Genomic DNA, 10,605 nt, shown 5'->3' on the forward strand with positions numbered 1-10,605 from the left:
CGACGCTTCTGAGCGCGGCGCGTGCGGTGACGCAGGTGGGGCTATTCGGCGGGTCACGGCGTGGGCACCGGGACAACATCGCCGACTCCTACCGGTTGCGTCCCTTGCTCGACTCACGCCGGTTCGGCTGGACGCACTACGGCGTGATGGTGCCCAATTTGCCCGAGCCGCACCGGTACCTGTCGCTGATGGTGATGCGTGGACGCCCGGGGCTGGCCGCCTTCGACGTTGACGCGTCCGGGGTCTCGGCGCCTCGCGAGGTGTGCACCGTTTCGATGTCCACCGCTGCCGGATCGTTCGATCGGATCGGCTCTGCTGCCCGAGACTTTCGGTTGAGTCCGGACGGATCCGAGCTGCACTTCGGCGACGAGGTGCGGGTGCGTATCGCTCGTCCGCGCGTCGAGGTCAGGATCGCCACCCCGGAGCTGGCCGGATCGACGTTCCCGGCTTCGGTCTTGCGCTGTTCGCGCGGGTGGGGATGGCCGGGGAATTGCTCGGCGAATTCCTCGACCTGCGCTCCTATTCCGGGCACCCCAGTGAGCGCACATCGCATGTGCCCGGATTCGGTGGCTCACCGGTCGAGTTCGCGGCCGACACCGGCGCTGACGGTGCCGTCTCCGGTTTCACGATCGACTCACCCGGTCGCATCACGGTGCGCGGTCACGTCGACACCCCGCTAAGCGTCGGCGTCGGGCACGGCCACATTCTCGGCTATCGGGCCGAGATCACCACGGCCGACACCACTTTGCACAGCCGCGGGTACGCCGAATACGTCGACGTTCGTCACCGTTAGCGCTCCTGCACGCAGCTCTCAGCTGTTCAGCGACCACACCGAGTAGTTCAACGCGGTTGCGAACAGGATCCACCCGAGATACGGCAGCATCAGCAACGCCGCGACGCGATGGAGCTTCCAGAACGCGACGATGGTGACCACCACGACGACGTCCAGCACCACGATGTCGACGAGGGCCAGACCCCGCCAGCCGAGTCCGAAGAACAGTGGGGACCACGCCAGGTTCAGCGCCAGCTGTACGCCGTAGGCGATGACTGCCGGGTTGGTCCACCGAGGGCTCACGCGCCAGACCAGCCACGCCGCGACCGCCATCAGCAGATACAGGGCACTCCACACTGGCCCGAACAGGTAGCTGGGCGGCGCCCAGCCGGGCTGGGCGAGCTTGCCGTAGTCGGCAGCGGCATCCGCGGACGCCAGCCCTCCCAGCGTCGCGACGATGATGACGGCGACCAGTGAGACCAGCAGCGCGGCGAGATGCAGCGAACCGGGTTGACGCGCTTTCGGCGAGGACATCTGCATGGGTTTCACCCTAAAGGGCGGCGGACCAATTCCGGCGCGGCCGGGGGAGGCAGCGCAATCCTGGGAGATCGCGCCGATGCTGGCCGGCACTCAGTCCGGCGGCACCGGCGTCATCGAGGTGATGAAGTACGTCTCCTGCCCGGTCGGGTAGCCGCCGCCATTGGTGGCGATGTGGACGTGGTCGTAGTGGTTGGCGGTCTCGTTGCCGTAATCCGACGTCCAGTTCCCGCCCCCGACGCCCGGGTAGATCTTCTGCCGCCAGATCACATGGTTGACACCCCAGCGTTTGGCGTTGGCCAGCGCGTAGCCGGCGATCTGATCGCCGAGCAGGATGCCGGCGTCGCTGTGATAGTTCGGGATCATCACGTCGATCGCCAGCCCGTCGGGATGCCATCGCAACGGGTCCTGGCGGTAACCGTAGATGGTCTTGATCTCCTGGAACAGCACGCCGATGGCGCGGGCCGCCCAGATGGTCTTGACCTGCAGTCCGTTCTCGGGGGCGACACCGGCGGGCAGCGGGAAGGTGAACTGCTGGCCTTCGGTCGGCATCGGCACGTTGGCGGCCAGCGCGGCGGCTTCGGCGGGGTCGGCGAGGCGGATCTTGCCGGCGGGCGGCGGCGGTGCGGGCGGCGGGGCCGCTTCGGCGGTCTCGGTGGGTTTCGGCGCCGCATCCTGGCTGCCCTGGGCCTGGATGAGGGCGGCGGAGACCGCCAGCGACGCCACGATGGCGAGGCCGCGACCGCATCGCCGGGCGATCTTCCCGCTGTCCACCCCGAGCACTTTAGTGAACTGACCTCGCATATTGCAGGACTGTGGCCCAGCTCGGTTAGCGAGTCGCATACTCCGGTTCCCAGCGTGTCCGTCGGACGGCGGCTGCGAGCTCACCGTCGGAGGCCTCCGGCGCGACCCCGTCGCGCACCGCCTGGATCGCCACGGCGGCCGCGATGCGGGTGGTGAGCTCCGGCAGGTCCGCGAAGGACGGCAACAGCGGCTGGTCGGGGTCGGACAGCGCCGGGGAGGTGTCGCCGAGGGTGGTGGCCGCCACCCGCATCATGGCGTCGGTGACGCGGGTCGCCCGCGCCGCGGTCACCGCCAGCCCGATCGCCGGGAAGATGTAGACGTTGTTGCACTGCGCGATGTGGCGGGTCCGCCCGCCGCGGCGCACCGGGGCGAACGGCGAACCGGTAGCGATCAGTGCGCGTCCGTCGGTCCACGCGTCGAGCTCAGCGGGGTGCGCCTCCGCGCGGCTCGTCGGATTCGACAGCGGGAAGATGATCGGGTGGTCGGTCTTGGCCGCCAACGAGCGCACGATGTCCTCGGTGAAGGCGCCGGCCGCCGTCGACAGCCCCAGCAGGATCCCCACGTCGACGTGGCGCACCACATCGGCCAGGCCCCGGCCGTCCCAACCGGCCAGGCGGGAAGCGGGCAGCGCGAACCGGCGCTGACTGTCGGACAGATCGGTGCGATCGTCGGTCAGCAGCCCCTCGACATCAATGGCCCAGATTCTTTCGGCGGCCTGCGCATCGGTCAGGCCCTCCGCCACCATCTCCTGGCGGATCATCTCCAGCACGCCGATGCCGGCCGAACCGGCACCCAACATCACCACCTGCTGCCGCGACAGCGGCCGGCCGGCAGCCCGGACGGCGCCGTGCAGCGCGCCGAGAGCCACCGCGGCGGTGCCCTGGATGTCGTCGTTGAACGTCAGTAACCGGTCGCGGTAGCGCTCCAACAGCGGAAGTGCATGCGTGGTGGCGAAATCCTCCCACTGCAGCAACACATCGGGCAGTTCCTCGCGCACCACCGCGACGAAGTCGTCGACGAACGCGTAGTACTGCTCGTCGCTGATGCGGTGATGGCGCCAGCCGAGGTACTGCGGATCGTCGAGCAATTCGACGTTATCGGTGCCGACATCGAGGATGATCGGCAAGGTGCGGGCGGGCGCGATGCCACCGATCAGGGTGTACAGCGAGAGCTTGCCGATCGGGATGCCCATGCCGCCGATGCCCTGATCGCCCAGCCCGAGAATGCGCTGGCCGTCGGTGACGACGATGACGTCGATCTGCTGCTCTCGCCGGTTGCGCAACACCTCCCGTAGCTGTTGCCGATCCGGATACGACACGAACAGCCCGCGCGGTCGCCGGTAGATCTCGCTGAACTGTCGACAAGCCTCGCCGACCGTCGGCGTGTAGACGATCGGCAGCATCTCCTCGATGTGTTCACTGAGCAGTCGGTAGAACAACGTCTCGTTACGGTCCTGCAGCGCCCGCAGATAGATGTGCTTGTCCAGATCGTCACGGCGGGTGGAGAACTCGGTGTAGGTGTGCGCGGCCTGTTCGGCAATGGTTTTCACCGCGACGGGCAGCAGGCCCAGCAGGCCGTTCGCACGGCGCTCCTCGTGGCTGAATGCGGTCCCCTTGGTGGTCAGGGCATCGAAGAGCAGATCCTGGCCCCGGCGCTGTTGCGGTGTCACCGCGTCACCTCACCCATCTCACCTGCCGACCGTAGGCGTAGACGCGTTCGATGTTGCGGTCATCGCCGCAGTAGATGAGCTTCTCCACACGCTGCGCCAGCGTCATGCGCTTGGACCGCGTCCACATCGAGTCGTCGACGACGAGCGCGTCGAACGTGAAACCCGGCTCGAAACTGCCGACCTTACCGAAGAAACCGCCACCGCCCTTGGTCGCGCAGTAGAACGCCTCGGCGGCCCGCACCGGCCGTGTGGTGCGCTCGGCGAGATAGCTCACGGCACCGGATTGGATTGCGCCGACGATGTTTTGGAACATGTTGAGCGCATGTCCGGCCGAGATGTCGCTCCCGAGCCCGACGCGGATACCCATGTCGTGGTAGTCGGCCAGCGGCATCACGCCGCTGAGCAGATTCAGGTTCGAGTGCGGGCAGTGTGCGACCAGGATGCCGGTGTCGCGCAGCACCCGCTTTTCGCGGTCGTTGAGATGAATCGCATGGGCCACCACGGTGTCGGCCGTGCCCATCAGGCCGGCGCGCTGATAGATGTCGACGAAGTCGGCGCTGTCCGGGAACATCTGCAGGGTCTTCTCGATCTCGGTGCGGTTCTCCGCCAGATGCATGTGACACGGGATGCCGAACTCGCCGGCCTGCTGCGCCAGGGCGGCCATCAGCTCGCGCGAGCAGACCATGGCCACACTCGGGCCGACGGCCGGAGTGACCAGCGGCGACTTGGACAGCGTCTGCTCGATGAAACGCCGGGAGTCGGCGATCTCCTGTGCGGTGTCCACCCGCGAGTCAGCCGGTGCGTTGCGGTCCCGGGATACCTTGGCCACACACGACCGCAATCCCGCCGCGACGAGCTTGTCGACGAGAATGCCGGTGCTGTCGGCATGGATGGTGCCCATCACGATCGAACTGGTGATGCCGTTGCGCAGCAGGCATTCGACGAACTCACCGTAGACGGCCTCCGCATAGCCCGCGTCGCGCAACGCGGCCTCCTGAGGGAAGGTCAGGGTGTGGAGCCAGTCGATCAGCTCGGTGCTGCCCTGCAATCCGGTGATCGGCAGTTGGCAGGCGTGCACATGCGCATCGGTGAAGCCCGGCAGCATCAGCCGGTCGCCGTGGTCGGTGACCGGCGCATCGGCGTACCGGTCCGGCAGTTCGGCAACGCATTCGGCGATGACACCGTCTCGCCGACGATGACGTACCCGTCGGCGAGCGTGACGAAGTCCTGCGGCGTCGGGGTGAACACGATGTTGCCGCGATGGATCTGCACGCCGGCCTCCTCAGCTGCTCATGGGGCGCACCGCTCGATGACCCGCACGATCTTGTCGGGACAGTCGCCCGGCCAGAATTCGCGCACCGCCCAGGTCGCGCCGAGCGCGCGCAGCCGATCGAGATCGGCGTCCGGGCCGGCGGCCACCGCGATGTCGAAACCGGCCAGACCGCCGCGGGTAGCCGCAACCGTCTCGGCGATGCGGGCGATCCCGTCGGGACCCATTCCCAGCGGAAAGATGCCGTCATAGCGGGCGGCACGCTCGATCGGCGCGCCACCGCTCCGATTGGTGCCGAACCACACCGGTATTCGCGGCTGCTGGACCGGGCCCGGAGCGAGGCGGACACCGTCGACGACGATCTCGCCGCGGTGGGTCACCGTTTCACCGGACCACAACGCGGTCAGCACCGCGGTGGCCTCGTCGAGGACGCGGGCCAGCCGCCGCGGGTCACCGTCGTCGCCGAAGGCCGAATACTCGCGCCAGACGTCACGGCCGGTGCCCAGCCCCAGAGTCACCCGGCCACCGCTGAGCCGGTCCAGGGTGACGGTCTCGCGGGCCACGTTGACCACCCGGCGGCGGGGCAGCGGAGTCACCATCGGTCCCAGCCGGATGCGCTCGGTCGACGTCGCCGCGGCAGCCAGCGTGATCCAGGGGTCGGCGATATCCCATTCACCGGCAACCGGACTCAGGACGTGATCCCATACGAACAGCGCGTCCCAACCGTTCTGCTCAGCGGCGCAGGCGATATCGGTGATCGCACACGGGTCGGCGAGCGTGCCGAACAGGGGCACGTGGATCGCGTGACGCATCAACCGATCCTAACCGCCGAAAGCCGCAACCGGCGGCGCAATTCAGCGCCGCGCCCGGTCGATACGCCGGATCAATCGGGCGGTCGCGTTCTCCGCGGCGACCCGGCGGGCGGACTCCTTCCCGCGGGGCTTCACCCGGTTCAGCGCCGCGCGGATGGTCATGCCCTGCTCGTAGGCCTCCACCACGCGCGGGTCCACGTAGGAACCACGGGCCACCGCCGGCGTGTTGCCCAACTCCTCGGAGACGCAACGCATTACCGCGGCGATCTCCCGTCGGCGTACGGTTTTCGATGTCGGCTCGCGAGCAGTGGCGAAGTTCTCGGCTGCCAGCACGGTGCCATGCCAGGTCCGAAGATCCTTGACGCTGAACTGCTCATCGGTCAGTTCCCGGAACCGCTCGTTGAGGTCGTCGGCGCGCACCTCGCACCAGCCCTCGGGCGTGCGGTACACCAATAACCGGGGAATCTCGGTGGGGGCGCGCAACAACGCGCGCACCGCCCGCACCACCAGCGGATCGTCGACGGACACCGTCCGCCGTACGCCGCTTTTGGCCGGGTAGTCGAAGTCCACGCCACCGCTGCGTATCCGGACGTGGTCACGTAGCAGGGTCGCCAGCCCGAAGCTGCCGTTCTCCTGGGCGTATTCCTCGCCGCCGGCCCGGAAATAACCCCGGTCGATCAGCTGCTGGGCGATGGCCAGCACCCGGCCGCGAGTCAGCCCGCGGCCGCCCAGGTCGGTCAGCAGGTCGGCGCGCCACTGCGGCAGCATCTTGGCCAGGTTCAGCACCCGGTCGTACTTCTCTTCGGCTCGCTCTGCCTGCCACTGCTGGTGGTACAGATACTGGCGCCGCCCGGCGGCATCGGTTCCCACGGCCTGGATGTGGCCGTTGGGGTGCGGGCAGATCCATACGTTTCGCCAGGCCGGGGGGATGGCCAGTTCCTTGATCCGAGCGAGCACCGCCGGGTCGTCGACAGGCTCGTTTCCGTCGGTGTAGGAAAAGCCGCGGCCCCGTTTGATCCGGCGGATTCCGGAGGCGCCGATCTGGCTCCTGCGCAACCTCATGCCACCGAATTACCCCCGGCGCGCCCGGCTGACACCCGGGCCGGGATCCCGCGTGGTCTACACGCCCGGGCACAGCTCGTGCTGGGCGGCCTCGGCGATGAGGGTGAACTGCGGCCACGCCGGATAATTCGGCTGCTGGACCGCCACGCTCCGGCCGACGCGCAGGTTCTCGCAGATCATGTGCCCGAGCGCGCGCACGCTCGGCTCGGATATCGGTTCGTCGCCGGCGTAGCGAGCGGTGTAGCCGTGGCTGTTGAGGTATTTCATGAAGCCGCTGTCGTCGGCGTGGGCAGGGGCAGGGAGCACCCAGGCCACCGCCGAGACGCAGCCGGCGGCCAGGGGTGCGGTGATCCGGGAGACCCAACTCATGGTGGCGATGTTACGGGGTTTGGCCGCTTGGTTGGCGAGGAGCAAGAGCTCCCGATAGCGGCCGAACAGCTGCTAGCGTCAGCGGCGAGAACAGAAAGGCGCTGGACGTGAACGCAACCACCCTACTGCCGACCCTGGCGGCCGCCGCGCTGGCCGGACTGATCGGTGCCGCGTCATCGGCCCACGCCGACCCGCTCAATCCCCGCGATCCCGATTACTGCGGTAACAGCGCCGACATCCTGCTCTGCGCCGAGCAACAGTCGACCTACCCGAACGCGGGGGAGATGGCCTACCTCAACGCCATCCGCGGGCAGTTCCCGCCCGGCAGCGAAGCGCCGCGGCTGGCCGCCGGGCGGACCGCGTGCCTGGAGTTCCCGAAGCACCCGACCAGCCTGATCGTCGAACAGATCTCGGTCTACCTTCAGGTTCCCAAGCAGACGGCCAGCCAGGTCGTCGACGCCGCACACGCTGAAATTTGCCCGTCGGTGCAGCGAAGCTGAGCTGGTTCACCGGGAGGCGGAGCGCAACCCGTCGCGAATCGCCGCCTGCGCCGCGACATCGCACTCGTTGTATCGCAGACACCACTGCCGCGCGATGTCGGCCTCCGGTCCACACCCGCGGGCGGCGTCGATCGCCAGCTGGGACGCCAGCCCGCCTGCGTCGTCGACGTCCCACTCGAAGCCGAAATACCCGGCGACGCTTTTGATCGACGAGGAGGTGCGCGCGAAGTACTCGGCCTCGAACCATTGATGCAGGTCGTGGGTGAGTCCGTCGAGGACCTCGACGACGCCGGGAAACCTGCGGGTCCTCGACCGCTCGGCGTGATGCCAGTGGAAGACGGCCAGCGATTTATCCTCGCGCGCGGCCTGCTCACGCAGTTGCCGTATGCGGGAGACGAATTCGTCGGCGAGCTGCGCTTCGCCGTGTTCGTCGAGCGGCTCGAACGACACCACCGGGTCGTAGTGCGCGGTGGTGTCGTCCTGGCCGTCCCGGATGCGCAGACCCCACTGGTAGATCCGGGAGTCGGCGTCCCACTCGATGTCGAAGTCAACCTCAATGTCGGCGGACGGCACCGTCGGGCGTCCTGGCCGGTGTTGTTCGTAATCGATGCCGGCGCAGCTCATCCGGGCACGCCGGACGGCCTTGGCCAGCCGCTCTTCCGGCTTCTGGGTGCGCACCGATTGGATGCGGAATGCCTCGGCGTGGTGGTCCGGGTCGACCCGGGCCAACTGCGCGACGCTTAACGTCGTGCCGTCGCCGCAGTGCCGGTAGAGGTACTGCCACTCCCGGACGTTGAGGTGGCCGGTCTCGAGGGCGAACGATGCGTCGTCCTCGCCGGCCACGCTGGCGCAGTGCTCGAACCAATCACAGGAATCGCAGTCAGCGATCCGGTAGGGCCGCACCAGTTCCCGCCCAGTCGCTGCGGCGCGCGCGACGTCCAGCCGGAAGGCGAACTCATGGTCGTACCGTTGCAGAGCAGAGCGCTTCTTGCGGTGTTCGGGGCCGCTGGCGGAGTAGGTGAGGAAGGCTTCGGCATCGAGGTCGTACCAGGTGATGGCATGCTCCTGGCCGACGAGCTCGGTGAGATCGGAGCTGCCGATGATGCCGCCGAGGTTCAGGCCCGGGTGATACCCCAACTCCTGCAGCATCCGGGTGTAGTGCGCCAGTTGCATGACGTCGTCGCGCCAGCGCGCGCCGTGATCGCTGTAACCGGGGAAGGTGCGCAGCTGATCCGGCGCCGACAGCGTCGACACCTGCACTTTGGAGGTTTTCGCGGCGCTCAGCGTGCGGTGGTTCTTGATGTCGACGGGCAGATAGCCGTTCCCGTAACGGATCAGCACATCGGGCCGCCCGACGCGGCTGTTCACCTCCGGCAGCCACGCGCCGGCGATCATATCGACACCGGCATCCATTGCCGCCCGGGTCGCCCGTTGCTGCTCGCTTCGGCCGACGTCGGCGTCGAGCACCAGCAGCGCCCCCGGATCGCGGTACTGCGACCGCAACTCATCGAAGACGGCCGCTTCGAAGGCGATGCCGGCCTCGCGCAATGCCACCCGCTCCGGCGAGAGTGCTACCGGTTCCACGACGACGGGGGAGAACAGGTTGTGGGTGACGCGGGCACACTGCTGGGCGTGATATCCACCGAGTGTGACCGGGTCCACAGCCTGTAGATCCTAGGGCCTCGGCCCTCTTGTGGCGGCGGCGATTTCGCCGATCAGTGCGGCGACGATCCCGAAGGCGAAGTACAGCGGAACTAGCCATGGGGCCACCCCGAACAGCGCATCGGAATCTGTGGCGTAGCGGAACTGGCCCGCCGCGGCGATCGCGATCTCGATGGCCGGGCCGCACACCGCGGCCAGCACACCGCACACCATGGCGGGACGATCCCCCAGGGCGCAGTAGGTGAGCACCGCGAATGCGCAGATCAGCGTCGTGATCGGCACTTGCGGTGCGGTGTGCGCGATGGCGGTCATGACGTAGCTGCCCAACACGGCGGCGACGCCGGCGACTCCCTGGCGCACCGTGACCTCGGTCCGCACCGCGGGCAGATGTAGCCGCAGCTCCGCCAGGATCACGGTGCCGGCACCGACCATGACCGTGAACCAGATCGGGCTGCTCCACACGAACGGCACCGCACGCGACGGCGGAAGGTATTCGGTGGTTCCGGTGACCACATGGGAGTGATCACCGACCAAGCCTGCCGCCGCGCCCACCGCGAACAGCAGTAGCGCGATCCAGGGGTGCAGTTTCACCACCGCAGTATCGTCCATCGAGTGAGCGACGATGACCGGACCCGCTGGGATGCGACATACGCAGACCGGGATCTGCCGTCGCCGGATGCGCTCGGCCCGGCAGCGGTCTTCACGGCGTTCCGCCACGAGTTCCCGACCGCGGGCCATGCGGTTGACGTCGCCTGCGGGCAGGGGACCGCTGCGGTCTGGCTCGCCCGCAGGGGGCTAGCGGTGCGGGGCTTCGATGTGTCCCCGGTTGCGATCGAGCAGGCGCGTGCCCTGGCAGCAGGCAGCGGCGTCGGCGACCGCTGCCGCTTCGAGGTCGTGGACCTCGACGGTGGGCTGCCCGACGGGCCGCCGGCTGACGTGATCTACTGCGCCCGGTTCCGTGACCGCCGGCTGGACGCACCGATGCTGGAGCGCCTGACACCGGGCGGCCTGCTGGCCGTGACCGCGCTCAGCCAGGTCGGCAGCGTCGCCGGGCGGTTCCGTGCAGCGCCCGGTGAGCTCCGCGAGGCATTCGCCGGTCTCCAGGTGATCGCGGACGGCGAAGGGCAGGGGCTGGCGTGGTTGCTGGC

General features: G+C 68.4%; 13 protein-coding genes. 3 read left to right on the top strand and 10 right to left on the bottom strand.

The annotated features are described in order from the left end of the window. Positions 1–478: 478 nt before the first annotated feature. On the top strand, positions 479–793 hold the full coding sequence (locus DQP56_RS10740; RefSeq protein ID WP_133258920.1) for a DUF6670 family protein: 315 nt from the start codon (positions 479–481) through the stop codon (positions 791–793). An 18-nt stretch (positions 794–811) separates the two neighbouring features. On the opposite strand, the gene DQP56_RS10745 is transcribed toward DQP56_RS10740, so the two are convergent. The 8 genes from DQP56_RS10745 to DQP56_RS10775 form a co-directional block, all read right to left on the bottom strand. Next, entirely contained in the window at positions 812–1,312 is a 501-nt protein-coding gene (locus DQP56_RS10745; RefSeq protein ID WP_112685241.1) for a TspO/MBR family protein, read from the bottom strand. 90 nt (positions 1,313–1,402) lie between these two features. Further along, positions 1,403–2,113 carry a VldE C-terminal domain-containing protein gene (locus DQP56_RS10750; RefSeq protein WP_165824975.1) on the bottom strand — a complete coding sequence of 237 codons (711 nt, stop codon included), beginning with the start codon at positions 2,111–2,113 and terminating at the stop codon, positions 1,403–1,405. Positions 2,114–2,138: 25 nt separating this feature from the next. After that, complete coding sequence (locus tag DQP56_RS10755; protein ID WP_112685245.1) at positions 2,139–3,782, bottom strand: NAD-dependent malic enzyme; 1,644 nt, start codon at positions 3,780–3,782, stop codon at positions 2,139–2,141. Between the two features lie 4 nt (positions 3,783–3,786). Beyond that, complete coding sequence (locus tag DQP56_RS10760; RefSeq protein WP_112685247.1) at positions 3,787–4,887, bottom strand: amidohydrolase family protein; 1,101 nt, start codon at positions 4,885–4,887, stop codon at positions 3,787–3,789. Further along, positions 4,887–5,054 carry a hypothetical protein gene (locus DQP56_RS24690; RefSeq protein WP_165824976.1) on the bottom strand — a complete coding sequence of 56 codons (168 nt, stop codon included), beginning with the start codon at positions 5,052–5,054 and terminating at the stop codon, positions 4,887–4,889. The genes DQP56_RS10760 and DQP56_RS24690 overlap by 1 nt, the downstream gene beginning before the upstream one ends. Before the next feature lie 18 nt (positions 5,055–5,072). Further along, on the bottom strand, positions 5,073–5,864 hold the full coding sequence (locus tag DQP56_RS10765) for an LLM class flavin-dependent oxidoreductase (RefSeq protein WP_112685249.1): 792 nt from the start codon (positions 5,862–5,864) through the stop codon (positions 5,073–5,075). A gap of 42 nt (positions 5,865–5,906) precedes the next feature. Next, positions 5,907–6,926, bottom strand: coding sequence for a DNA topoisomerase IB (locus tag DQP56_RS10770; protein ID WP_112685251.1), 1,020 nt, complete (start codon positions 6,924–6,926; stop codon positions 5,907–5,909). Positions 6,927–6,983: 57 nt separating this feature from the next. Beyond that, on the bottom strand, positions 6,984–7,295 hold the full coding sequence (locus DQP56_RS10775; protein WP_112685253.1) for a DUF732 domain-containing protein: 312 nt from the start codon (positions 7,293–7,295) through the stop codon (positions 6,984–6,986). A 107-nt stretch (positions 7,296–7,402) separates the two neighbouring features. Here DQP56_RS10775 and DQP56_RS10780 point away from each other — a divergent pair, with 107 nt between their 5' ends. Next, positions 7,403–7,795 (top strand): DUF732 domain-containing protein, encoded by a 393-nt coding sequence (locus DQP56_RS10780; RefSeq protein ID WP_112685255.1) that lies wholly within the window; start codon positions 7,403–7,405, stop codon positions 7,793–7,795. 6 nt (positions 7,796–7,801) lie between these two features. On the opposite strand, the gene DQP56_RS10785 is transcribed toward DQP56_RS10780, so the two are convergent. Next, on the bottom strand, positions 7,802–9,457 hold the full coding sequence (locus DQP56_RS10785; RefSeq protein ID WP_112685257.1) for a ribonuclease H-like domain-containing protein: 1,656 nt from the start codon (positions 9,455–9,457) through the stop codon (positions 7,802–7,804). Between the two features lie 12 nt (positions 9,458–9,469). Then, the gene (locus DQP56_RS10790) at positions 9,470–10,066 is read right to left on the bottom strand and encodes a diacylglycerol-binding protein (protein WP_112685259.1); all 597 of its coding nucleotides are present in this window, start codon (positions 10,064–10,066) and stop codon (positions 9,470–9,472) included. A 54-nt stretch (positions 10,067–10,120) separates the two neighbouring features. Between DQP56_RS10790 and DQP56_RS10795 the strand changes: the two genes are divergently transcribed. Further along, positions 10,121–10,605, top strand: a 485-nt coding sequence (locus DQP56_RS10795; RefSeq protein WP_435673848.1) for an SAM-dependent methyltransferase, incomplete at its 3' end; no start/stop codon positions are given.

The sequence above is a fragment of the Mycolicibacter senuensis genome, from assembly GCF_003284925.1.
Classification (GTDB): domain Bacteria; phylum Actinomycetota; class Actinomycetes; order Mycobacteriales; family Mycobacteriaceae; genus Mycobacterium; species Mycobacterium algericum_A.

Coding starts and splice junctions, on each gene's coding strand:
- DQP56_RS10770 (WP_112685251.1), bottom strand. CDS start 6,926: ATGAGGTTGCGCAGGAGCCAGATCGGCGCCTCCGGAATCCGCCGGATC.
- DQP56_RS10740 (WP_133258920.1), top strand. CDS start 479: ATGGCCGGGGAATTGCTCGGCGAATTCCTCGACCTGCGCTCCTATTCC.
- DQP56_RS10775 (WP_112685253.1), bottom strand. CDS start 7,295: ATGAGTTGGGTCTCCCGGATCACCGCACCCCTGGCCGCCGGCTGCGTC.
- DQP56_RS10745 (WP_112685241.1), bottom strand. CDS start 1,312: ATGCAGATGTCCTCGCCGAAAGCGCGTCAACCCGGTTCGCTGCATCTC.
- DQP56_RS10790 (WP_112685259.1), bottom strand. CDS start 10,066: ATGGACGATACTGCGGTGGTGAAACTGCACCCCTGGATCGCGCTACTG.
- DQP56_RS10750 (WP_165824975.1), bottom strand. CDS start 2,113: ATGCGAGGTCAGTTCACTAAAGTGCTCGGGGTGGACAGCGGGAAGATC.
- DQP56_RS10765 (WP_112685249.1), bottom strand. CDS start 5,864: ATGCGTCACGCGATCCACGTGCCCCTGTTCGGCACGCTCGCCGACCCG.
- DQP56_RS10760 (WP_112685247.1), bottom strand. CDS start 4,887: ATGCTGCCGGGCTTCACCGATGCGCATGTGCACGCCTGCCAACTGCCG.